The 23,079-nt window shown below is 73.7% G+C and carries 18 protein-coding genes; 14 read left to right on the forward strand and 4 right to left on the reverse strand.

What is annotated here, in order from left to right:
- The first annotated feature begins 6 nt into the window (after window positions 1-6).
- Genes galE through ABFT23_RS12165 form a run of 4 tightly spaced genes read left to right on the forward strand, consistent with a single transcriptional unit; the run spans window position 7 to window position 4,084 of the window.
- Window positions 7-1,113, forward strand: coding sequence for a UDP-glucose 4-epimerase GalE (gene galE, locus ABFT23_RS12150; RefSeq protein WP_457623455.1), 1,107 nt, complete (start codon window positions 7-9; stop codon window positions 1,111-1,113).
- Entirely contained in the window at window positions 1,110-1,937 is an 828-nt protein-coding gene (locus ABFT23_RS12155; protein WP_347895495.1) for an N-acetylmuramoyl-L-alanine amidase, read from the forward strand. Before galE ends, ABFT23_RS12155 begins: the two co-directional genes overlap by 4 nt.
- Window positions 1,938-1,962: 25 nt before the next feature.
- Entirely contained in the window at window positions 1,963-2,874 is a 912-nt protein-coding gene (locus ABFT23_RS12160) for an alpha/beta hydrolase (protein WP_347895497.1), read from the forward strand.
- Between the two features lie 37 nt (window positions 2,875-2,911).
- On the forward strand, window positions 2,912-4,084 hold the full coding sequence (locus ABFT23_RS12165) for a glycerophosphodiester phosphodiesterase family protein (protein WP_347895499.1): 1,173 nt from the start codon (window positions 2,912-2,914) through the stop codon (window positions 4,082-4,084).
- Window positions 4,085-4,092: 8 nt separating this feature from the next.
- Here ABFT23_RS12165 and ABFT23_RS12170 read toward each other — a convergent pair whose 3' ends face one another.
- Both ABFT23_RS12170 and ABFT23_RS12175 read right to left on the reverse strand, forming a co-directional pair.
- Window positions 4,093-4,977 carry a dihydropteroate synthase gene (locus tag ABFT23_RS12170; RefSeq protein WP_347895501.1) on the reverse strand — a complete coding sequence of 295 codons (885 nt, stop codon included), beginning with the start codon at window positions 4,975-4,977 and terminating at the stop codon, window positions 4,093-4,095.
- A gap of 5 nt (window positions 4,978-4,982) precedes the next feature.
- On the reverse strand, window positions 4,983-5,711 hold the full coding sequence (locus ABFT23_RS12175; RefSeq protein ID WP_347896069.1) for a dihydrofolate reductase family protein: 729 nt from the start codon (window positions 5,709-5,711) through the stop codon (window positions 4,983-4,985).
- Window positions 5,712-5,801: 90 nt separating this feature from the next.
- On the opposite strand from ABFT23_RS12175, the gene ABFT23_RS12180 reads away from it, so the two are divergent.
- The 4 genes from ABFT23_RS12180 to ABFT23_RS12195 all read left to right on the forward strand — a co-directional run bounded on the left by ABFT23_RS12180 (window position 5,802) and on the right by ABFT23_RS12195 (window position 12,084).
- Window positions 5,802-8,396 carry a reprolysin-like metallopeptidase gene (locus ABFT23_RS12180; protein ID WP_347895502.1) on the forward strand — a complete coding sequence of 865 codons (2,595 nt, stop codon included), beginning with the start codon at window positions 5,802-5,804 and terminating at the stop codon, window positions 8,394-8,396.
- Window positions 8,397-8,674: 278 nt separating this feature from the next.
- Entirely contained in the window at window positions 8,675-10,072 is a 1,398-nt protein-coding gene (locus tag ABFT23_RS12185; protein ID WP_347895504.1) for an MFS transporter, read from the forward strand.
- Window positions 10,063-11,334 carry a glycoside hydrolase family 6 protein gene (locus tag ABFT23_RS12190; protein ID WP_347895506.1) on the forward strand — a complete coding sequence of 424 codons (1,272 nt, stop codon included), beginning with the start codon at window positions 10,063-10,065 and terminating at the stop codon, window positions 11,332-11,334. Before ABFT23_RS12185 ends, ABFT23_RS12190 begins: the two co-directional genes overlap by 10 nt.
- A 159-nt stretch (window positions 11,335-11,493) precedes the next feature.
- A complete protein-coding gene (locus ABFT23_RS12195) occupies window positions 11,494-12,084 on the forward strand; it encodes a rhomboid family intramembrane serine protease (protein ID WP_347895508.1) in 591 nt (196 codons plus the stop codon).
- Window positions 12,085-12,103: 19 nt separating this feature from the next.
- Here the strand turns inward: ABFT23_RS12195 and ABFT23_RS12200 are convergent, their stop codons facing one another.
- Both ABFT23_RS12200 and ABFT23_RS12205 read right to left on the reverse strand, forming a co-directional pair.
- Window positions 12,104-13,690, reverse strand: a complete 1,587-nt coding sequence (locus tag ABFT23_RS12200; protein WP_347895510.1) for a fatty acyl-CoA synthetase — start codon at window positions 13,688-13,690, stop codon at window positions 12,104-12,106.
- Window positions 13,691-13,789: 99 nt separating this feature from the next.
- Window positions 13,790-14,488 carry a DsbA family oxidoreductase gene (locus tag ABFT23_RS12205; RefSeq protein ID WP_347895512.1) on the reverse strand — a complete coding sequence of 233 codons (699 nt, stop codon included), beginning with the start codon at window positions 14,486-14,488 and terminating at the stop codon, window positions 13,790-13,792.
- A 119-nt stretch (window positions 14,489-14,607) separates the two neighbouring features.
- Here ABFT23_RS12205 and ABFT23_RS12210 point away from each other — a divergent pair, with 119 nt between their 5' ends.
- From ABFT23_RS12210 to ABFT23_RS12235, 6 genes are all read left to right on the forward strand, one after another.
- Complete coding sequence (locus ABFT23_RS12210) at window positions 14,608-15,732, forward strand: FecCD family ABC transporter permease (RefSeq protein ID WP_347895514.1); 1,125 nt, start codon at window positions 14,608-14,610, stop codon at window positions 15,730-15,732.
- A gap of 45 nt (window positions 15,733-15,777) precedes the next feature.
- On the forward strand, window positions 15,778-16,758 hold the full coding sequence (locus ABFT23_RS12215; protein ID WP_347895516.1) for an ABC transporter substrate-binding protein: 981 nt from the start codon (window positions 15,778-15,780) through the stop codon (window positions 16,756-16,758).
- Window positions 16,755-17,558 (forward strand): ABC transporter ATP-binding protein, encoded by an 804-nt coding sequence (locus ABFT23_RS12220; RefSeq protein ID WP_347895518.1) that lies wholly within the window; start codon window positions 16,755-16,757, stop codon window positions 17,556-17,558. Before ABFT23_RS12215 ends, ABFT23_RS12220 begins: the two co-directional genes overlap by 4 nt.
- Window positions 17,555-18,235, forward strand: coding sequence for a class I SAM-dependent methyltransferase (locus ABFT23_RS12225; protein ID WP_347895520.1), 681 nt, complete (start codon window positions 17,555-17,557; stop codon window positions 18,233-18,235). Before ABFT23_RS12220 ends, ABFT23_RS12225 begins: the two co-directional genes overlap by 4 nt.
- A gap of 107 nt (window positions 18,236-18,342) precedes the next feature.
- Window positions 18,343-22,215: an amidase family protein gene (locus ABFT23_RS12230; protein WP_347895521.1), complete on the forward strand. Its 3,873-nt coding sequence runs from the start codon at window positions 18,343-18,345 to the stop codon at window positions 22,213-22,215.
- A 315-nt stretch (window positions 22,216-22,530) separates the two neighbouring features.
- Entirely contained in the window at window positions 22,531-23,076 is a 546-nt protein-coding gene (locus ABFT23_RS12235) for a flavin reductase family protein (protein WP_347895522.1), read from the forward strand.
- The last annotated feature ends 3 nt before the right edge of the window (window positions 23,077-23,079 follow it).

Genomic DNA, 23,079 nt, shown 5'->3' on the forward strand with positions numbered 1-23,079 from the left:
TCGATCCTGCCAGCAACGGGGGCCGGCGATCGGTGCTGCCCGCACGGGATCAGAGGTCGGCGACGTGCGCTCCCGGTCGCGACCACCCGGGCCGTTAGCCTGCTCGTCGTGAAGGTCCTCGTCACCGGCGGCGCCGGCTACCTCGGTTCGATCACCTGCAAGGCGCTCGAGGAGGCCGGGCACACGCCCGTCGTCCTCGACTCGCTGCTCAACGGCCCCCGGGTCTTCACCCGCGACCGGGTCTTCTACGAGGGCGACATCGCCGACCGCGAGCTGCTGCGCCGCATCGCCGCCGAGCACCCCGACCTCGACGCCACCATCCACATGGCGGCCCGCATCGTCGTCCCGGAGTCGATGGAGCAGCCCTACCTCTACTACAAGGACAACGTCGCGAAGTCGCTCGAGCTCTTCGACGAGCTCACCGCGCTCGGCCTGACCCGCGTGCTCTTCTCGTCGTCGGCGAGCCTGTACGCCGCCAAGGACGACTTCGAGGTCGTCGAGGAAGACCCCCTCGACCCCGCCTCGCCCTACGCCCGCACCAAGCGGATGATGGAGCAGGTCCTCATCGACCTCGCGGCCGCGACCGACCTGCGTGCGGTGATCCTGCGCTACTTCAACCCGATCGGCTCCGACCCCGACCTCGAGTCGGGCATCTACGTGCGCGAGCCGAGCCACGTGATCGGCCAGCTCGTGCTCGCCGCGCGCGGCCTCAAGCCGTCGTTCACCATCACCGGCACCGAGCACCCGACGCGCGACGGCACGGGCATCCGCGACTACATCCACGCCTGGGACCTCGCCCGCGCCCACGTGCGCGCCGTCGAGCGCTTCGACCACGTGCTCGCCGAGGTCGGCGAGACCTCGACGGTGCTCAACATCGGCGGCGGCGAGGGCACCACCGTGCGCGAGCTGGTGGCCGCCTTCGAGCGCGTCTTCGGCTCGCCGGTGCCGATCACCGAGGCCGGGCCGCGGCCGGGGGATGCGATCGGCGCGTTCGCCAACGCCGACAAGGCCGCCCGCCTCCTCGACTGGCGCACCGAGCTCAGCCTCGACGACGGCATCGCCTCCGCCCTGGCCTGGGCCGAGCGGCGCCAGGAGATCCTGGGCTACGAGTGACCTCCCGGACGGCGGCCGCGGCGGTGGCGCTGACGCTGGCCGCGTCGGTGCTCAGCGGCTGCGCATCGGGCTCCGACGCCGCGCCCGGACCGGTCGCCACGTCGACGTCGTCCGCCACCGCCTCGCCGACGTCGTCGGCGTCGCCGTCCACCCCGGTCCGGCCGCTCGCCGGGCGCACCGTCGTCCTCGACCCCGGGCACCAGCTCGGCAACCGGAACTTCCCCGACCGGATCAACCGGCCGGTGCCGGCCGGCGGGTTCACCAAGCCGTGCAACACCACCGGCACCTCGACCGACGCCGGCTACCCCGAGGCGACCTTCACCTTCCAGGTCGCCCGGCTGGCGAGGCACCGGCTGAAGCGCCTCGGTGCCCGGGTGGTCATGACCCGGAAGACGAACAGCGACCGCCGGTGGGGCCCCTGCGTCGACGTCCGGGGCCGCGCCGGCAACCGGTCGCGCGCCGATGTCAAGATCAGCATCCACGCCGACGGCTCCTACGAGCCGGGGGCCCACGGCTTCCACGTCGTCCGGCCGCCGGCGCGGGCGCCGTGGACCGACGACATCGCGCGCCCCTCCCGTGCGCTCGCCTTCGACGTCCGCAAGGCCCTGCGCGGTCGCGGCTTCGCGTCGTCGACCTACCGCGGCCGCGACGGCATCGACGTCCGCCGCGACCTCGGCACGCTCAACCTCTCCGACGTGCCGACCGTGCTGGTCGAGCTCGGCAACATGCGCGACGCCGGCGACGCGCGCACGATGACGCGGCCGGCGGGCCGTCAGCGGTACGCCGCGGCGCTCGTGACGGCGGTGCGGGCGTACCTGGGCTGACCCGCGATCACCTACAGTCCGGCGCATGCCCCTCGACGCCGGGATCGCCGCGCTGCTCCAGCTCATCGACGCCTCTCCGTACCCGCCCATGCACGAGGGCACGCCCGAGACGGCGCGCAGGGCCCTGCGCGCGATGACGGTCGACCTCGTCACCGACGAGAACCGCGTGCCGGTCGGCAGCGTGACGGACCTCGAGGTGGCCGGCCGGCCCGCGCGCCTCTACCGCCCCGAGGGCGACGAGCCGGTGCCGACGCTGGTCTACCTGCACGGGGGCGGCTTCGTGATCGGCGACCTCGACACCCACGACCAGACGTGCCGCACCCTGTGCCGCGAGGCCGAGACGGCGGTGCTGGCCGTCGACTACCGGCTCGCGCCCGAGGCGCCGTTCCCCGCGGCGGTGGACGACGCGCTCGCCGCCGTCCGGTGGGCGGCCGAGCACCGCGACGACCTCGGCGGCGGCGAGCGTCTGGGCGTCGCCGGCGACTCGGCCGGCGGCAACCTCGCGGCGGTGGCCGCCCAGCACCTGCCCGACCTGGTCGACGCCCAGGTGCTCCTCTACCCGGCCACCCACATGGCGGGCGACTACCCGTCGCGCGTCGAGAACGCCGAGGGCTACTTCCTCGACCTGGCGACCATGGTCTGGTTCGCCGGCCACTACCTCGGCGAGGGCGCCGACCTCGCCGACCCGCGCCACTCACCGCTGCTGGGCGACGTCGCCGGCGTCGCCCCGGCGCTCGTCGTGACGGCCGAGTTCGACCCGCTCCGCGACGAGGGCGAGGCCTACGCCGAGCGGCTCCGCGACGCCGGCGTCGCCGTCGAGACCGTGCGCTACGACGGGCTGGTGCACGGCTTCATCGACATGGGGCCGATGAGCCCCGCCGCCGCCGCGGCTCTGCTCGACGTCGCGCGACGCACCCGGTCGCTGTTGCGGGGCTGACGGCCCGACCGGCGCCCGGGGCACTACAGTCGCGCCCGTGGAGGATGGCTGGTGGGTGCGTCGCGCCGTGCTGTCGGTGCTGCTCGTCGTCGGGATCGTGACCGCCGTCTACGCCGTGGTGCAGGTGCGCTCCGGCTCCCCGGACGCCGAGGCCGACGACGTGGCCGCGCCGCCCACCTACGCGCCGTCGGCCGAGGTCTCCGACGGCCCGCTGCGGCTCGGTGAGCCGCTCGTCGCCGGCCGGTACGGGTCACCGGTCGACCGCCCGGCGGGCACGATGGAGTCGTTCGACATCGCCATGGCGGCCGGCGTCGACCACATCGAGGCGCGGGTCGCGCTCACCCAGGACGACGTGCTCGTCGTCCGCGGCGACATCGAGCTCAGCACCACCACCGACGTGGCCGAGAAGGCCGAGTTCGCCGACCGGCGCACCACCAAGGTCGTCGACGGCGAGTCGCGCACGGGCTGGTTCACCGACGACTTCACCCTCGCCGAGCTCGAGACGCTGCGCGCCGTCGAGGCCGAGCCCGACGTGCGCCTCGACGCCGCCGAGTACGACGGCCAGCTCTCGGTGATCGGCTTCGACACCCTGCTCGAGCGGCTGGTCGAGGTCTCGCAGGAGCAGGGCCGGCGCATCGGGCTGTTCGTCGAGCCGCTCGAGCCGGCCTACTTCCGCAGCGAGCGGACGCCGATCGAGGGCCCGCTGGGCCAAGCGCTGCGCAAGGCCCGGCTGACCAACGACCGCGAGCGCGTGACGATCGAGTCCGACGACGTGTCGGTGCTCGAGCGCCTCGAGGTCAACCTCGGCGACAACGTCCTCACCGCGCTCGTCGTCAACCCGGGCAACCCGGACCTGCTGACGCCGGCCGCCCTCGAGGCGCTGCCCGACACCGTCGACGCGGTCGCGGTCGCGATCGACTCGTTCCTGGGCCAGGACGCCTTCGCGCTGTCCGACGCCGTCCACGCGGCCGGCTACGCGCTGGTCGTCTTCCCGATCTCGTTCGAGAACGACCGGCTGGTCAGCGCGTTCACCGAGGGGCCCGACCCGGCCGGGCGCGGTGACCTCAAGGGCCAGGTCCGCGCCCTGCGGCTGATCGGCACCGACGTCATCCTGGCCGAGGCGCCGGCCGAGGTGATCGCGCTGAACGACGAGCTCGCGGCCGAGGAGGCCGCCTCGTCGGCCCCGGCCGAGTCCCCGGCCGAGGGCTGAGCCCGCGGTCAGAGGGTGCGCAGCGCGGCCTGGATCGCCACCAGCTGCGGCACCTCGTGGGTGCGGTAGAGGCCGGTCCCGCCGAGGTGGGCGAGCACCGAGAAGAACCCCTCGCCGATCTGGAACTGGTCCTCGAAGAGGGTGAACCCGTGCGGCACCGACTGGCACACGGGCACCCCGAGCCGGCGGAGGCGGAAGCCGGCCAGCAGGACGGCGGTCTGGTGGCGCACCCGCAGCAGCGGGTCGTCGAGCCGGAACCCGAACCCGAGCCCCGGGTCGATCGCGAGGCCCCGGACGCCGCGCGCGCGGGCGTCGTCCAGGCGCCGGCCGAACTGCTCGAGCATCGCCGGGAACGGGTCGTCGTCGACGTCCTGGCGCTCGAGGGCGCGCGCGTGCGGCCCCTGCACGTGGCACAGGACGACGGTGGCGTCGTGCTCGGCGGCGAGGTCGAACATCGCGGCGTCGTCCACCGAGCCGGTGAGGTTGAGCACCGACGCGCCGGCGGCGAGGCAGGCCCGCACGACCGAGGCCTCGTAGCTCTCGACCGAGACGGTGACGCCCGCCTCGACCAGCCCCCGGACGACGGGCACGAGCGCGCGCTCCTGGCCGTCGGCGTCGACCTTGGCCGCGATCGCCTGCGTCGACTCGGCGCCGACGTCGACGACGTCGGCCCCCTGCGCGGCCAGCACGACACCGCGCCGGACGGCCGAGGCGGCCGACATCGCGATGCTGGTGCGGTAGGAGGAGTCGCGCGAGAGGTTGACGACGCCCATGACCGCGGCGCGCTCGTCGGTGTCGAGGTCGCGGCCGCCGAGCGGCAGCGGGGCCACCGGGAGGTCGAGGTCGTCGGCGTGCTCGGCGGCGAGCGCGACGAGGCCGGAGAGGCTGATCACGCCGGTCAGGGTCGCACGTAGCGGCCCATGAGGAAGCCGTCGGCCGTCAGCACGTGCACGAGGTCGAACGTGCGGATCTCGTCGAGGCCGTCGGTGGCGTTGACGTGGGCGAGCCCGGCAAAGGCGGGGGAGACGGTGATGTCGGCCTCGTCGACGAGCCCGGCGCGGGTCATCGACTCGAGCAGCCGCGGGCCGCCCTCGCAGACCACGCGCCGCAGCCCCTCGGCGACGAGCGTGTCGAGGATCCAGCGCGCCGGGACGTCGTCGCCCTCGGCCCGCCGGACGTCGGCCCGCGCGGCCCGGGCACGGGCGAGCGCGTCGGCGGGCGGGTCGGCGACGGTGAGCACGATCGGGACCTCGTCGGAGCCGGTGAACAGCTCGGAGTCCCAGGGCAGGTCGAGCGAGGGGCTGACGATCGCCGGGACGGTCGCGGGGCGCTGGCCCTGCGCGGCGCGGGCCGCGGCGTCGGCGGGCTTCGCGGTCTGGGCGCCGTAGCCCTCGGCACGGATGGTGCCGGCGCCCACGAGGACGGCGTCGGCGTGCCGTCGGACGGCGTCGAACACGCCCCGGTCGGCGTCGCCCGAGATCGACCCGCTGAGCCCGTCGGGGCCGGCCGGGGCGCCGTCGAGCGTCGTCACCATCATCGCCCGTACCCAGGGCCCGGCGTCGGGCCACGGGTAGGCCGCGGCCACCGCGTCGTCGTCGAGCTCGCCACGGTCGGGGCCGAAGATCATCTCCACGTCGACGACCGTAGGGGCCGGCCGTCCGGAAGGCTCCACCCCGGAGTGATGGCCGGACGTCGCGACACGCCCTAGGGTGCGAGGATGCCTCGAGTCCCCGCCCGTCTCGCCGCGGCCACGGCCGTCGTCCTCGCCGCCGGGCTGCTGCCCGTCGTCACGTCGTCGCCGGGGGCCGTCGCGGCCGACCCGGTGTTCCGACCGGTGCCGAGCTTCAAGCCGAGCGGCGACAAGGTGCGCGTCGCGCCGTCGAGGTTCTCGGCGGTGCGGGTCGACCTCGCGCAGGTGCGCGCTCAGCTGAAGGGTGCGAAGGCGACGGTCGACGTGCCCACGCCGTCCGGCGGCATGGAGCGGTTCGAGGTCACCCGGAGCGACGTGCTCGCGCCCGAGATCGCGCGGGAGCACCCCGAGATCGCCGCCTTCGAGGGCCGCTCGGTCTCCGACCCGACGACCACGATCGCGCTCGACGTGACGCCGATGGGCTTCCACGCCGCCGTCCGCGGGCCGCAGGGGCAGGGCTCCTGGTACGTCGACCCGGCCTACGACAAGGCCGGCACCACCACCCACCTGTCGTTCTACGGCAGTGCGACGACGCGGCCCGAGGAGCAGTTCGCCGAGCGGCAGGCCCCCGAGATCCGGCGGGCCGCGGCGCGCCGGGGCGACCGTGCGCAGCTCCGCGCCGCCAAGCCTGGTGGCGCCGTCGTCGAGAAGCGCTACCGTCTCGCGCTGGTCTCCGACCCGACCTACGCCGCCTACTTCGGCACCGACAACGTGCTGGCCGAGAAGGCCACGCTCATCAACCGGGTCAACCAGATCTACGGCCAGGACCTCGCGATCCGCCTCCAGCTGATCAACGAGACCGACGAGCTCAACTTCGACACCGCGGCCAAGGCCACGCTGCCCGACGGCCCGTGCGGCGGCGAGCCCTGCTACCGCAGCGCCACCCCCGGCGACGAGGACGACTACGGCGACCTCGACTTCTGCAGCGGTCGCGCTCTGGCCCGCAACCGGGTCGTGCTCGGCCAGGTGGTCGGCGCCAGCAACTACGACGTCGGTCACCTCGCGCTCGGCGTGAACGGCGGCGGCATCGCCTACCTCGGCGTGGTCGGCGCCGACTACAAGGGCGGCGGCTGCACCGGTCTGCCGCAGCCCCAGGGCGACTTCTTCGCCATCGACTACGTCGCCCACGAGCTGGGCCACCAGTTCGCCGGCAACCACACCTTCGACGGCGTCCAGAACGCCTGCTCGGGCGGCAACCGCAACGGTGCGACCTCGGTCGAGCCCGGCTCGGGCTCCTCGGTGATGGCCTACGCCGGCATCTGCCTGCAGGACGACCTGCAGCCGCACACCGACCCGTACTTCTCGTGGCAGACCCTCGACGAGGTCAACCGCTACACCGGCCGCCCGACCGCGCGCGTCGTCGAGGTGCAGACCGTGTCGCTGAGCGGCTTCGGCGCCCCCGGCTCGTCGTTCCAGCTCGGGTTCGGCGACGCCGAGCCGGTGACGATCAGCGCCGACGACTACACCGCGGCCTCGGTCGAGGCCGCCGTCGAGGGCCTGGTCGGTCAGGACGTCACCATCGCCGGCTGGGCCTACGACCCCTACGGCGGCGACGACGTCGTCCCGTACCCGGCGCCGCTGACCCCGCCCGGTCCGACCGGCTTCCAGGTGATCTTCGCGCCGACGGCGAAGCCCGACGAGCCCGGAAACCACCAGGACGAGCCGTCGCTCACCGTCAGCGCCCCCAGCGCCGGCGTGAGCGGCTTCGTGGGCGAGGTCGCCAAGGGCGGTCCGGCCGACAACGGCGGCACCGGCACCGCGACCACCGGCAACCGCGCGCCGCGCGTGGTCGAGGCGAGCATCCCGCGCACCATCCCCGTGCGCACGCCGTTCAAGCTCAGCGGTCGCGCCACCGACCCCGACGGCGACCCGCTGACCTACCTGTGGGAGCAGGCCGACCGCGGCCTGGAGGCCAGGGGCACCTCGCTGGTGAGCAACCGCAAGATCTACGGCCCCCTGTTCCGGGTCTTCGGCACCCGGGCGAACGTCACCGACGCCGGCACGCTCGAGTCGCCGTCGCCGGGCATCAACATCGCCGGCCGCAGCGGCACCCGGTTCTTCCCCGACCTCGCCCAGGTGCTCTCCGGCAACACCAACGCCCGTACCGGCACCTGCCCGAAGGTCGCGCCGCCGCCGGAGGACCTCGACCTGTACAAGCCGCCGTCGGCGCGCGTGGTCGACTGCTACAGCGAGTACCTGCCGACCAAGGGCTACCTCGGCACCCAGGGTGCCGGTGCCCGGGTGATGCACTTCCGGCTCACGGTCCGCGACGGTCGCGGCGGCGTGGCCTACCGCAACACCAAGCTCCGCATCGCCAAGTCCGCCGGACCGTTCAAGGTCGTCTCCCAGTCGCGCAAGGGGCTGTCGGTGAGGGCCGGCTCGACCATCGGCGTGACCTGGCGGGTCAACGGCACGAAGGCGCTCTCGAAGCGGGTCCGCGTCCTGCTCTCGACCGACGGCGGCCGCACCTGGAACCGCAGGCTCACCCGCGCCACGGCCAACGACGGCTTCCAGCGGGTCACCCTGCCGCGCGGCGTCCGCACCACGAAGGCGCGCATCGTCGTCGAGGCCGCCGGCAGCTACTTCTACGCCGTGAGCAACCGGGACTTCCGCATCCGCTGAGTCTCGATGGTCGAGGTGCGACGAGCCCTGAGAGGGGCCTCGCACCTCGATCAGCGTGGGGCGCCGACGCTAGTCGAGGTGCGACGAGCCCTGCGAGGAGCCTCGAGACCTCCCGACCCCGGTCGGCTCGGGCGCGATGGGCCGGAGATCTCGAGGCTCGCTCCGCTCGCACCTCGATCAGCGACCGGGTCGTGTCGTTGTCGGGAACAACCAGTGGTGAGGCGGGGTTGCGGCTTGTCGTGCGCACCGATGTCTCGACCGGCTCCACCACCGCCGGGATGAGCGACGACTCGCGCCGGGTCTCCCTGCTGCTCGGCCTCCTGTTCGGGCTGGCCGGCATGGGCTCGTCGTCCGCGGCCGTCGCGGTGCCGCTGATCTCCGACGACTTCGCGATCACGGCCGGCCAGGCGACCTGGACGATCAGCCTCTACACGCTGATGCTCGCGGTGACGACGGCCGTCTACGGCCGCGTCTCCGACCTGGTCGGCATCCGCCTGCCGCTCATGGTCGGCACCGGGCTGATGACGGCGGGCGCCGTGCTCGCGGCGGCCGCGCCGACGTTCGAGGTGCTCCTCCTCGCCCGGCTCGTGCAGGGTGCGGGCGCGGCGGCGGTGCCGACGCTCGGCGTCGCCGTCCTCAACGGTCGCTACAGCGGCGCCGTCCGCGGGCTCGCGCTGGGGCGCCTGGCCGGGGTCGCGGCCGCCGTCAGCTGCCTCGGCCCGCTCGTCGGCGGCCTCGTCGAGCACGCCTTCGGCTGGCGCGCGGTGATGGCGCTGCCGATCCTCGGCCTGCTCGTGCTGCCCCTGCTGTGGCCCGCCCTGACCCGCGAGGGCACCGGCGCCCGGCTCGACCTGCTCGGTGCCGTGCTCGTCGCGCTGACCGCGGCCGGCGTCGTGCTGCTCGTGCAGTCGCCGTCCACCGGGCTGGTCGTCGCGATCGCCGGCGTCCTGCTGCTCGCCCTGGGTGCGCCGGCCACCGTCGCGTGGGTGCGGCGCCGTCCGCACGGGTTCCTGCCGGTCTCGGTGGTGCGCAACAGCACCGTCGTGCGCAGCGCCGCTGCCGCGGCGGCCGTGCCGTCGGCCTGGTTCGCCCTGCTCGTCGCCGTGCCGGCCGTGCTGGTGGCCGACGGGTGGGAGCCGTGGCAGGTCGGCGTGCTGCTGCTGCCGAGCGCTCTGATCGCCTTGGTGGTCCCGCGCATCGCCGGCCCCGCCATCACCCGGGTCGGCCCCAGCTGGGCGATCGCCGGCGGGGCCGTGACCGCGGTGGTCGCGCTCGCCCTCGCCTCCGTCGGCGCAGCCACCACGTCGGCGCCGGTGCTCGGTGGCGCCGTCCTGCTGGTCACCGTCGCGTTCGGCACCGCCCAGCCGGCCATGACCTCGGCCGTCGCCGACGCCGTCGAGGCCGACGTGCGCGGGGTCGCCCTCGGCGTCGCGACGCTCGTCTTCCTGGTCGGCGGCAGCGTCGGCTCGGCCGTCGTCGGCGGCCTCGGTGACCCGATCGGCATCGACCGCGCCCTGCTGGTGCTCGGCGTGCTGCCGCTGGTCGGCCTCGGCGTGCTCGCGCCGCAGCTGCGTCCCGGCCGGGCGGCCCCTCTGCCGGAGGGAGCGAGCGTCGCGACGACCCCGACGATGTCCACCGGGTCGTCGATCTGTTGTAGGAAGGAGCGATGCGTCTGAGCGTGACCGCGGTCCTGACCTGCCTGGTGCTCGGCGTGACCGCCTGCGGCTCCGGCGCAGACGACCGGGCCGACGTCGCCCCGACCACTGCCCCGACGACAGCGCCGCCGAGCCCCGCACCGCCGGTCGTGTCGTCGACGCCGCCGCCGTCCGCCGCGACGCCGGAGGTCTCCGACCTCGCCGCGAAGGCCCAGGCGCAGGCCGAGCGGCAGCGCCGCAAGGAGCAGCGGGCCCGGAAGGCCCGGCGGGCCGAGAGGCGCGAGCAGCGGCGCCTCGAGCGGCTCAACCCGCTCGCCGGTCGGCCGATGGGCGTCTACCAGGGCCCGCAGGAGCTCGCCTGGGGTCCGTACGAGAGCGCTTCCGGGGCCGACCGCGAGACCCTCGCCACCATCGCGCTGACGCCGAAGGCGACCTGGATGGGGTCGTGGTTCAGCGACGACACCGTCTACGAGTCGGTGCGCAACAACATCGAGATCGCCCAGGACGGCGACCCCGAGGCGCTCGTGCAGTTCGCGGTCTTCCGCATGGAGCCCTGGGAGCACGAGGCCTGCGACCGGCTGCCCTCCGGCGCCGAGCAGGACTCCTACCGGCGCTGGACCGACGAGTTCGCCCGCGCCGTCGGCGACGCCCACACCGCGATCGTCCTGCAGCCCGACGGCCCGTTCCTGCAGTGCGTGCCCGGTGGATCGCCGGTCCCGGCCGACCTCATCTCCTATGCCGCGAAGACGTTCTCCGCCCTGCCGAACACCTCGGTCTACCTCGACGCCGGCGCCGGCGACTGGCCCTCCGAGGGTCAGGGTGGCGTCTCGGCGGCCGTCGACTTCCTGATGCCGGCCGGCATCGAGCACGTGCGGGGCGTCGCGCTCAACAGCACGCACTACTCCTCGACCGAGATCGAGGTCCGCCGCGGCGCGGCCCTCGTCGACGAGCTGGCCCGCCGCGGCCTGCCGGGCAAGAAGGTCGTCATCAACACCAGCAGCAACGGCCACCCGTTCGAGTTCGGCGACTACACCGGCCCCGATCCCGACAACGCCTACCCGTGCGAGTCGCCCGACGACGGTCGCACCTGCGTCAGCCTCGGCATCCCGCCGACCACCGAGGTCGACGACCCACGGTGGGGCCTGCCGGACGACGTGAACCGACTCGCCCGCGACCACGTCGACGCCTACCTGTGGTTCGGGCGCCCGTGGCTCTACCGGCAGAACTCGCCCTTCGAGGTCGACCGGGCGCTCAAGATCGTGCGCAGCTCGCCCTGGTTCTGAGCCCGGCGACGGACGTTGGTCGAGGTGCGACGAGCTCTGCGAGGAGCCTCGAGACCCGTCGACCATGGGCCTGGGTGCGTTGGACCGGAGATCTCGAGGCGAGGTCGCGGGCGACCTCGCACCTCGATCAGCGTGGGGCCTGCCGCCTACGCTGGAGCCATGAGCAGCCGGCAGCCGGAGCGTCGTCCACCGTGGGTCGTGGCCGCGATCGGTTCGGGCGCCTTCGTCGTCCTGCTGTGGCTGCTGGAGATCGTCGACGCCTCCGCCGACCACCGCCTCGACCGGTACGGCATCGAGCCGCGCACGGGCGACGGGCTGCTCGGCATCCTGTTCGCGCCGCTGCTGCACGGCGGGTGGCGTCACCTCGAGGCCAACACGCTGCCGTGCCTGGTGCTGTTGTTCCTGGTGCTCCTGTCCGGGGTGGCCCGTGGCCTGCAGGCCACCGCGATCATCTGGCTGGTCGCCGGCATCGGGGTCTGGCTCGTCGCGGGCTCCGGCACCATCCACCTCGGCGCGTCGAGCCTGATCTTCGGCTGGCTCGTCTACCTGGTGCTGAGGGGCTTCTGGAACCGCAACACCGTCGAGATCCTCATCGGGGTGGTGCTGTTCCTCGTCTACGGCGGCGTGCTGCTCGGCGTGCTGCCGGGCGAGCCGGGCATCTCGTGGCAGGGCCATCTGTTCGGCGCGATCGGCGGCGGGCTGGCGGCGTTCCTGCTGGGCGAGCCCCGGCGCGAGCGCGCGGTCGTCTGAGCCCCGCCGCGGTCGGCGCTCAGTCGTCGGCGGCGAGGCCGGCGTGCTCGTCGCGCAGCTGCCGCTTGAGGATCTTGCCGCTCGGGTTCTTGGGCAGGGAGTCGGCGACCACGACGTACTTCGGGGTCTTGTAGCCGGCCAGCACCGATCGGGCGTGGCTCATCACGTCGTCGGGCGTGACCCGTTCGCCGTCCTTCGGCACGACGACGGCGACGACGGCCTCGACCCAGCGGGGGTGGCTGACGCCGAACACGGCGACCTCGGCCACCGCCGGCATCGTGTAGACCGCCTCCTCGACCTCGCGGCTGGCGACGTTCTCGCCGCCGGTCTTGATCATGTCCTTCTTGCGGTCGACGACGTAGAGCCGACCGCCGTCGTCGAGGTAGCCGAGGTCGCCGGAGTGGAACCAGCCGTGCCGGAACGCCTCGGCGGTCTTCTCCTCGGACTTGTAGTAGCCGAGCGTCGCGTGTGGTGAGCGGTGCACGATCTCGCCGACCTCACCGGCCGGCAGCGGGTCGACCGAGGTGCCCTCGGGGTCGACCACGCGGGTCTCGACGTTGAGCGAGGCGCGCCCGGCCGACCCGGCGTGGGTGAGCTGCTCGTCGGGGCCGAGGGAGGTGGCCAGGGGCGACATCTCGGTCTGGCCGTAGAAGTTCCAGAGCCTCACGTCGGGCAGCCGCTCCTGGATCTCCTTGAGCACCTCGACCGGCATCGGCGAGGCGCCGTAGTAGCCCTTCTGCAGCGACGACAGGTCGGCGTCGTCGAAGCCGGGGTGGCGCAGCAGGCCGATCCACACGGTCGGCGGGGCGAAGAACTTGGTCACCCGGTGCTCCTCGATCGCCCTCAGCACGGCGGCCGGGTCGGGGCCGGGCAGGATGACCGACGAGGTGCCGAGGTAGACGTCGGGTCCGAGGAACACGTCGAGCTGGGCGCAGTGGTAGAGCGGCAGCGTGTGCAGGTCGACGTCGTCGGGGGAGTAGTCGCCGTCGAGCGCGCAGCTGACGTACTGCCACATCAGCGCCCGGCTGCTGAGCAGGGCGCCCTTGGGCCGCGACTCGGTGCCGGAGGTGTACATCAGCCGCACCGGGTCGTCGTCCGCGACGTGGACGACGGGCGGTGATCCTTCGAAGTCGAACCACTGCTGCGCGTCGTCCCAGCCGTCGGGGACGTCGCCCCCGGCGAGCCGGACCACGGCGCGGGTCGGCACGTCGAGGCCCTCGAGCGCGCCGGTGGCGACGTCGAGCAGGGCGTCCTCGACGACGAAGGCCCGGGCCTCGCTGTGGTCGAGGATGAAGGCCACCTCGTCGCGCCCGAGCATGAAGTTGACGGGCACCAGCGCCACGCCCACCCGCGCCGTTGCGAAGACGAGCACCGCGTACTGCCACGAGTTGTGGCACAGCAGCGCGAGCTTGTCGCCCTGGGCCAGGCCGGCGTCGGTGAGGGCCGCCGCGGCCCGGTCGACGACGGCGTCGAGCTCGGCGAACGTGAACGACGTGGCGCCGTCGGTGATCGCGACCTTGTCGGGGTAGCGACGGGCCGTGCGACGGGGCAGGTCGCCGAGGGCGTGCTGGCGGGCGATGCTGATGTCGGAGGTGACCTGCGTCATGCTCCGACTGTAGGTGCGAACCGGGTAGGTCCGGCTCGTGCTGGTGACCTCGGCGCCAGGTCAGCGTCACCACGAATCGGAGACAGCCGCAGCGAGCCATCAGATCGCGCAGCTGTCGCCCTCGCACCCGGGGGCCGCGGCGTCGCCGGCGTTGACGAGCTGGATCGGGGAGCGCTCGGCCCACGCGGTCTCGAGCAGCTGGCTGAACACCTCGGTGGGCTGGGCGCCGCTGACGCCGTACTTGGCGTCGACGACGAAGAACGGGACGCCGGTGGCTCCGTAGGCAGCCGCCTGGGCGACGTCAGCCGCGACGTCGTCGGCGTGGGCGTCGGAGGCGAGCACGGTGCGGGCGGCGTCGGCGTCGAGGCCGACCGACGTCGCGACGTCGACGAGCACGTCGTGGTCGGCGAGGTTGCGGGCCTCGACGAAGTAGGCGTGGAGCAGGGCCTCCTTGAGGTCGGCCCGGCGATCGCCGGCCGCGTGGAGGAGGCGGTGTGCGTCGACGGTGTTGAGGTGCAGGCTCTCGGAGTGGCGCGAGAAGTCGAGGCCGACCTCGGCCGCGACCTGCAGCATCTGGGCCTGCATCTGGCCCACGCGGGCGCCGCCGCCGTACTTGCGGGCCAGCATCTCGCCGACGTGCTCGTGGGGCTCGGTGGGGGCCGACGGGTCGAGCTGGAACGAGCGCCACTCGACCTCGACCTGGTCGCGGTGCTCGAAGCCGGCGAGGGCCTCCTCGAGCCGGCGCTTGCCGATGTAGCACCACGGACACACGACGTCGGACCAGATCTCGATGCGCACGAACGGTGAACCGGCACGGGCGCGATCTTGTTCCGCCTCGTCGGGGGGAGTGCCAGAGCCCGTCTCGCAGCCGATACGTTGTTGCAAGCAATGTGCAACTACGACGACGGGACGACGCGGTGACGGTCGTGCACGACCAGCGGACCGGGCCGAGGGCCGGTCGGGGCTCGTCCGACGGCGACGACGGCGACGAACGGCTCGGTCGCGCGGCGTCGCGCCGGACGACGGCCTGGCTGCTCGGCCTCGCGGCCGCCCTGCTGGTGGCGATGGTCCTGGGCATCGGCGTCGGCGCCGTCAACCAGTCGCCGGTCACCGTGGTGCAGGTGCTCGGCCACCACCTGGCCGGCTGGCCGGGCGAGGTGACGTGGTCGGTGCCCACCGACTCGATCGTGTGGGACGTGCGTACCCCGCGGGTGCTGCTGGCCGCGCTGGTCGGCGCCGGCCTCGCGGTCACCGGAGTCGCGCTCCAGGCGATGGTGCGCAACCTGCTCGCCGACCCCTACCTGCTCGGCGTCAACTCCGGCGCCTCGAGCGGCGCGGCCGCGGCCATCCTGTTCGGGTTCGGCGCCGGGCTCGGTGAGTACGCCCTGCCCGGCAGCGCGTTCGCGGGGGCGCTGGCGGCCTCCCTCGTGGTCTTCCTGGTCGCCCGCAGCGGCGGCCGGGTCACCTCGGTCCGGCTCCTGCTCGCCGGGGTCGCGGTCGGCTACGCCCTCTATGCCCTCACCAGCTTCCTGGTGTTCGCCTCGTCGTCGGCCGAGGGTGCCCGCTCGGTGCTCTTCTGGCTGCTCGGCTCGCTCGGGCTCGCCCAGTGGAACGGCCTGCTCGCCGTCGTCGCCGGCGCCGTCCTCGTCACCTGCGGCCTGCTCGCCCTGTGGGGGCGGCGTCTCGACGCCCTGGCCGTGGGCGACGAGACGGCCCGCGCGCTCGGCGTCGACCCCGAGCGGTTCCGCACCGTGCTGCTCGTCGTCGTGGCGCTGGCCGTCGGGGTCGTGGTGTCGGCGTCCGGCAGCATCGCCTTCGTCGGCCTGGTCGTGCCCCATCTCGCCCGCCGGGCCGTCGGTTCGACCCACGCCCGCGTCGTCCCGGTGGCGGCGCTGATGGGCGCCATCCTGCTCATCGCCGCCGACCTCGTCGCCCGCACGCTGCTCGCGCCGCAAGAGATCCCGATCGGCATCATCACCTCGCTCGTCGGTGCCCCGTTCCTGCTCGTCCTCATCCGGCGTCTGCACGCCGACGTGGCCTGACCTCGCCGACACCATCGACATCACCGACAGCATCTGGGAGACAGAGTGACCGTCCGAATCGCACCTGCAGGCGCCCTGCTCGTCCTCGCCGCGCTGCTGGCCGCCTGCGGTGACGACGCCGGCGCCGAGCCGACGTCGGTCAGCGAGGGCGACTACCCGCTGACCGTGCAGAACTGCGGAGCCGACGTCACCATCGAGCGTGCGCCCGAGCGCACCGTGCTGCTGACGTCGTCCCCCGTGCCGTTCCTGCACGCGCTGGGCGTGATGGACCGCGTGGTCTCCCGGGCCGGCGCCTACCCCGCCGAGTACTACGACGACGAGACGCTGGCCGAGATCGAGGACGTCGACCTGCTCACCGACCAGCTCGACTCCAGCGGCCACCTGCAGATCTCGAAGGAGGTCGTGATCGGTCAGGAGCCTGATGTCGTGCTCGGACAGGTGGACAACCTGTCTCGTGAATCGCTCGAGGCAGTCGGCATCCCGCAGCTCGTCGAGCCGGCCCTGTGCGAGGAGGGCATCGACGACCCCGGTTTCGACGACGTCTACGCGCAGATGGAGTTCTACGGCCGGGTCTACGGCCGGCCCGACCAGGCGGCCGACGCCGTCGCCGAGCTGAAGGAGCGCACCGCCGCCGCCGAGGCGCTGGCCGACACGTCCGGGCGCACCGCCGCGGTGCTCTACCCGACCGTCGGCGGCGGGGTGACCTACGCCTACGGCAACCAGAGCATGGCCGACCCGCAGCTCGAGGCGGCCGGGTTCGAGAACGTCTTCGGCGACGTCGACGAGCGGGTCTTCGAGGTCTCGCTCGAGGAGCTGCTGGGTCGCGACCCCGACGTGCTCGTGCTCCTGCACTCCGACGGCGACCCGGCCGACGTCGAGCAGGCCCTCGAGGACCTGCCCGGCGCCGACAGGCTGACCGCGGTCACCAACGGCGACGTGATGACCCAGCTGTTCAACTTCACCGAGCCGCCCACGCCGCTGTCGGTCGACGGCCTCGAGCGCATCGTCGAGCGGTTCGCGTCGTGATCGCGGCCCGGGAGGTCTCGTTCGCCTACGGCCGCACCCGGGTGCTCGACGCCGCCGGCCTGGCCGCCGAGCACGGCCGCGTGCTCGGGCTCATCGGACCGAACGGCAGCGGCAAGTCGACCCTGCTCCAGCTGCTGCACGGCGCCCTGCGCAGCCCGGACGGCGACGTCCGCCTCGACGGCGAGCCGATCGCGTCGTTCAAGGCGCGCGACGTCGCGCAACGCATCGCCGTCGTCGTGCAGGAGAGCGGCGGCGAGACGTCGCTGACGGTGGGGGAGATGGTGCTGCTCGGCCGCGTGCCGCACCTGTCGACCTTCCAGCGCACCGGGGCGGCCGACCGGGTGGCCGCGGCCCGTGCGCTGCGGCGCGTGGGAGCCGCCCACCTCGCCGAGCGTCCGTTCGCCGGCCTCTCCGGCGGCGAGCGGCAGCGCTGCCTCATCGCCCGCGCGCTCGCGCAGGAGGCCACCCACCTGCTGCTCGACGAGCCGACCAACCACCTCGACATCCGCTACCAGCACGACGTGCTGTCGCTCGTGCGCTCGCTCGCGACCGGCACCGGCACCTGCGTGGTCGTGGTGCTGCACGACCTCAACCTCGCCGCCCGCTACTGCGACGACGTCGTGCTGCTCGACCGCGGCACGGTGGCGGCGTCCGGCACCGTCGAGGAGGTGCTGCGACCCGACGTGCTCGAGCCCGTCTACGAGATCGGCGTCGAGCGGCTCGAGACCGACTCGGGCCTCCACCTGCTCTTCCACCAGCTCGTCCGACCACCCGCGACCCTCGAGGAGCAGATCGCATGACCGGCCTGCAGGACACCATCAACGACTACTGGACCGAGCGTGCGCCGTCCTACGACGACTACCAGCGCCGGCCCGAGCGTCGCGACCTCGACGTCGCCGCCTGGTCGCAGATCTGGAGCACCGCACTGCCGTCCGCCCCTGCCGCCGTGCTCGACGTCGGCACCGGCAGCGGCCACGTCGCCTTCCTGCTCGCCGGCCTCGGGCACGACGTCACCGGCATCGACCTCGCCGACGGCATGCTCGAGCGGGCCCGCGAGCACGCGTCCGGCCTCGAGCGGGCGCCGCGCTTCGAGGTGGGCGACGCGGTCTCGCCGCCCTTCCCGTCGCAGTCGTTCGACGCCGTCGTCGGCCGCTACGTGATGTGGACCCTGCGCGACCCGGCCGAGGCAGCGCGGCACTGGCTCGACCTCCTCCGGCCCGGAGGCACCGTGGCCATGGTCGACAGCACCTGGTTCCCCGACGGGATCGGCGACCTCTACGACGGACCCGAGACCGACCTGCCCCTCGCCGAGTCGACCTCGATCGACGACTCGGCCGCGGTGCTCGCCTCCGCCGGCTTCGCCGAGGTCGCCGTGACGCCGCTCGAGAGCATCTACGCCCTCGACGAGCAGCACGGCGTCGCCCCGGGCCACCACGTGCAGATGCAGTACCTCGTCACCGGGCGCCGGGAGCGATGACGACGTAACGCGACGGGCACACGACCGTCACGGGCCGACGACCGGACCACCCTAGGTTCGGCGCGTCGCGCCCACCCGGGCACGCCGTCATCCGCCCAGGAGTCCGTGTGAACAGACGTGCCCGTGCCCTCGCCGCCACGGTGGCCCTCGCCCTGCCGTTGGGAGGTGTCGGGCTCGTCGCGACGGCCCCCTCGGGCCAGGCCTCGAGCGTCGCTCCGCCGAGCCGGGCCCTGCCCGCCGACCTCGACCTCGACCTCGAGACGCTGACCGCGGTCGAGGCCCGTCAGCTGCTGGCGGACGGCGCCATCACCTCGGTCGAGCTCACCCAGGCCTACATCGACCGGATCAACGCGCTCAACAAGTCCGGCCCCGGCCTGAACGCCTTCACGCAGCTCAACAAGCAGGCGCTGCTCGAGGCAGCGCGCACCGACGAGCTGCGTGCCGCCGGCACCGACCTCGGCCCGACGATGGGCATGCCGGTGCTGCTGAAGGACCTCATCGACGTCAAGGGCATGTACACCTCGGCCGGCAACTTCTCGCTGCGTCGTAGCTACCCGGCCGAGGACGCCGGCCTCGTGACCAAGCTGCGCGAGAGCGGCGTCGTCATCCTGGGCAAGGTCGGCCTGTCGGAGTACGCGAACTACTTCGGCAGCCAGCCCTCCGGGTTCTCGAACCTGCTCGGCCAGGTCGTCAACGGCGTCGACGCCGACCAGAACCCGAGCGGGTCGTCGTCGGGCACGGGGTCGTCGATGGCCGCGGCGATGTCGCTGCTCGGCATCGGCACCGAGACGTCCGGCTCGATCATCTCCCCGTCCAACGCCAACGGCCTCGTCGGCCTTCGCCCGACCGTCGGGCTGGTGCCGGGCATCGGCATCGCGCCGATCTCGGCGTCGCAGGACACCGCCGGCCCGATGACCCGCACGGTCGAGGACGCCGCCTACACGCTGCAGGCGATCGCCGGCTACGACGCCGAGAACGCCGCCTACTACAGCGGCATCTGGGGGGCCGGCATCGACGACGAGGACATCATCCCGCCGCTGCCCGCCGAGCTGCCCGACTACCTCGACGCCCTCGACCTCGACTACGTCGCCGGCAAGCGCATCGGCTGGAACGGCACCCTGACCGAGGGCTCGCCCCTCAAGCAGGCCTACGACGCCCTGGTCGCGGCCGGGGCGATCATGGTCGAGCGGCCCGTCATCAGCCCCGGAACCATGCCCAGCGGCGTGCTCGCCTACGAGGCGCGCCGCGACATCGACCACTACTACGAGAACCTCGGCCCCGACGCGCCCGTCCAGAGCCTCGAGGAGGAGCTCGCCGTCAACGAGCGCGAGTGGCACCAGGCGCTCAAGTTCGGCAACGGCACCCACCGCTCCGCGTTCGCCCAGGACATCTCGCCCGGCTCGGCCGACACCGCGACCTACCAGAGCGACCTCGTCGTCGGGAAGCAGCGCGCGCAGTCGGGCATCGACCGGATGATGGGCAACGACACCCCGGACGACGCGAGCGACGACTTCATCGCGATCCTCGGCAGCGTGTCCCAGGGCCCCCGGGCCGGCTACCCGCAGCTGGCGATCCCGATGGGCTACGGCGCCGCGAACCGTCGCACGCTCAACGTCTCGGTGCACGGCGGTGCCTACGACGAGCTCGACCTGCTCGGCGTCGCCTACGTCATCGAGCAGGGCACGCGCCTGCGCCAGCCGGCCAGCGAGGTCAACCCCGCGATGTACCGCTGCGCCGACACGGTGCCGGCGCCGCCGTACGCCGAGCGCGGCAGCTGCAACCCGACCTACGACGAGGTGATGGAGCTCCTCGGCGGCCAGGCCCCGGCGCCCCTGCCGTTCTCGCTCGAGACGGAGTCGGCGCAGAGCCTCGGCATGCGGCTGCAGGACGGCACGCTCACCGCGACCGCGCTCACCCGGGCCTACCTGTACCGGATCGCCCTGACCAACGCCGAGGGTCCGGCCACCCAGGCGGTGCGCGATCTCGACCCGACGATCCTGGACCAGGCCGCCGCGGCCGACGTCGAGCTCGCCGCCGCGCGCGCCGAGAAGCGGCAGCTCGACCCCTTGTTCGGCCTCCCCGTGCTGGTCAGCGACGGCTACGACGTCGCCTCGCTGCCGTCGAGCGGCGGATCGATCGCCCTGCAGGAGCGGGTGCCGGCGGCCGACGCGACCATCGTCGCCGCCCTGGAGGAGCGCGGCGCCCTCGTGCTCGGCACGACCAACGTGACCGAGCTCGGCGGCGTCGTCGATACCGACATGCCGCAGGGCTACTCGGCGCTGGGCGGACAGGTCCTGCTGCCCTCCGACACCGACAAGACCCCGGCCGGATCGTCGGCCGGTGCCGCGGCCGCCACCTCGTCGGGCCTGGCGGCGATCACGTTCGGCCTGGAGACCTCACCCGACGCAGCCCAGCTCCTCGCCCCCGCCAACGCGGCCGGCGTCGTTGGCCTCAAGCCGACCGTGGGACTGGTCAGCCGCACCGGGGTGATGCCGGTCGCCCGCTCGCAGGACTCACCCGGGCCGATCGCCCGGACGGTCTTCGACGCCGCCCTCGCCCTGAACGCGATGGCCGGGCCCGACGCGACCGACCCGGCCACGGCCGACGCGCCGGCCGACGTCGACTACACCGCCAGCCTCGACCGCGGCGCGCTCGCCGGCCGGCGGATCGCGGTCGTGTCGAGCACGAGCGCGCCCTACAACGCCATGGTCGCCGCCCTGACCGCGGCCGGTGCGACCACCACCCAGGTCACGCCCGGCACGCCCGCCTCGGTGCCGAGCGTCGTCGACACCGAGATCGGCCGTGACCTCGACGCGTTCCTGGCCGCCGACGCCACCGGCGGCGCCGGCTCGCTCGACGAGGTGCTGGCCTACAACACCGCCAACGCCCAGGAGGGCCTGAAGTACCAGCAGGAGCGGCTCGCGGCCGCCGGTGCGGTCGACCTCGCGGACCCGACCGTCGGGGCCGCCTACGAGGCCGACCTCGCCGCGGGCCGTGCGGCGAACCGGGCCGTCATCGACGGCGTCCTGACCAACGGCACGCCGGACGACGCCAGCGACGACTTCGACGCGATCCTCGTCCCCGCGGCCAGCCCCGTGATCGCCTCGGCCGACCGCGCCGGCTACCCGGCCCTGACCGTCCCGGCCGGCTACGGCACCGGCTCGGCCGGCCGCAACCCGGTCGGCGTGACCTTCGTGGGCACGGCCTACAGCGAGGCCCGGCTGCTCGCCGACGCCCACGCGCTCGAGGTGGCCACCGACGTGCGCCGCGCCGTCAGCTGGACCAACCCCAGCATGTGGCGCTGCGTGCCCGGGAGCACGTTCTTCACCGGCGCCTACTGCAACACCGGCGACCGCTACGTGCTGGCCGCCGACCCGACCCAGGGCGTCGTCCAGCCGCAGGCGCCGGCGCCGCTCGCCGTGACCGGTGCCGACGTGGCCGCGACCTACGGCCGGGCCGTCGCGCTGCGCGTGCTCGTGACCGGCCTGCCGGCGAACGCCACCGGACGGGTGACGTTCGCGCGGGGGTCGTCCGCGCTCGGCTCGGCCCCCGTGGGCGGTGACGGGAGCGCCTCGCTGACCGTGCCCGGACGCCGGCTGCCGGTCGGACGATCGGTCGTCACCGCGACCTACACCGGCCAGGGCGGCACCGCCCGCGGCGCGCTGGTGGTCACGATGGCGAAGGCGCCCTCGACCCTCAAGGCGCGGGTCGCCACCCAGAAGGTCGTGGTCGGCAAGACCCGTGCGCGTGTGGTGGTGACGGTTGCCGGCGTCAAGGGCGTGGCCGCGACCGGGAGGGTCGCGCTCGTCGGCCCGGGCATCAAGAGCCGTCAGCGGCGGCTCTCGGGCGGCCGGACCACCTTCACGCTCCCCAGGTTCGCGAAGGTCGGGGTGCGCACCCTCACCGTGCGCTACGCCGGCAACGGCACGCTGAGGCCGAGCACCGACACGGTCCGGCTGCGCGTCGTCCGGCGGCGCTAGCCGCCGGGCCGCCCGGCCCCCAGAGACGCCCCTGCCGCCCGCGGCGGGGGCGTCTCGTCGTCCTCGTGCGGGCATCGGCGTAATGGGGCCGTGGCCCGGCACGCGCGACCCGACCGCGGCTCCCGGACGACGCCCCGATCCGGCGCATTGAGACGTGTCGTCGCCGTCGTCGCAGGTCAGCGCGACCCGGTGGACGAGGCGCGCTGCGCAATCCTGGCTTTACGGCGGCGAGCCGCAGGCGCAATCACGGCGGGGTCCTCTTGCCCTGTCACCGACGACGCCCACGACGTCCACACTCCACCACAGGGAGACGCGATGACCGCCGTCCAGGAGAGTCCGACCACCCCGCACCTCACGCTGCAGCACGCCCGGGCCGAGCTCGACCAGGGAGTCCTGCGCAGCGCGTTCGGCAGCTTCCCCTCGGGCGTCGTCGGCGTCTGCGCGATGACCGACGACGGCCCGGTCGGCATGGCGGCCTCGTCGTTCGTGCCGGTCTCGATCCAGCCGCCCATCGTCGCGTTCTGCGTGCAGTGGACGTCGTCGACGTGGCCGGTGCTCGAGAAGGCCGGCACCCTCGGCATCTCGGTGCTCGGCGCCTCGCACGACCTGGCGGCGCGACAGCTCGCCTCCAAGACCGGTTCGCGGTTCGCCGGGCTCGGCCTGCACACCACGGCCTCCGGTGCGGTGCTGCTCGACGGCGCCGGGGCGTGGCTGGAGTGCACGGTGCGCGACGTCGTCCCGGCCGGCGACCACGGCATCGTGCTCCTGGGGGTCGAGGCCCTCACCACCACCCCTGGCGTCGAGCCGCTGGTCTTCCACGCCTCGGCGTTCCGGCAGCTGCAGCAGCTCGTCGCGAGCTGAGCC

The sequence above is a fragment of the Nocardioides secundeburneus genome, assembly GCF_039939255.1.
Classification (GTDB): Bacteria; Actinomycetota; Actinomycetes; order Propionibacteriales; family Nocardioidaceae; genus Nocardioides.

Coding starts and splice junctions, on each gene's coding strand:
- ABFT23_RS12235 (WP_347895522.1), top strand. CDS start 22,531: ATGACCGCCGTCCAGGAGAGTCCGACCACCCCGCACCTCACGCTGCAG.
- ABFT23_RS12190 (WP_347895506.1), top strand. CDS start 10,063: ATGCGTCTGAGCGTGACCGCGGTCCTGACCTGCCTGGTGCTCGGCGTG.
- ABFT23_RS12160 (WP_347895497.1), top strand. CDS start 1,963: ATGCCCCTCGACGCCGGGATCGCCGCGCTGCTCCAGCTCATCGACGCC.
- ABFT23_RS12200 (WP_347895510.1), bottom strand. CDS start 13,690: ATGACGCAGGTCACCTCCGACATCAGCATCGCCCGCCAGCACGCCCTC.
- ABFT23_RS12195 (WP_347895508.1), top strand. CDS start 11,494: ATGAGCAGCCGGCAGCCGGAGCGTCGTCCACCGTGGGTCGTGGCCGCG.
- ABFT23_RS12175 (WP_347896069.1), bottom strand. CDS start 5,711: ATGATCTTCGGCCCCGACCGTGGCGAGCTCGACGACGACGCGGTGGCC.
- ABFT23_RS12180 (WP_347895502.1), top strand. CDS start 5,802: ATGCCTCGAGTCCCCGCCCGTCTCGCCGCGGCCACGGCCGTCGTCCTC.
- ABFT23_RS12185 (WP_347895504.1), top strand. CDS start 8,675: ATGAGCGACGACTCGCGCCGGGTCTCCCTGCTGCTCGGCCTCCTGTTC.
- ABFT23_RS12225 (WP_347895520.1), top strand. CDS start 17,555: ATGACCGGCCTGCAGGACACCATCAACGACTACTGGACCGAGCGTGCG.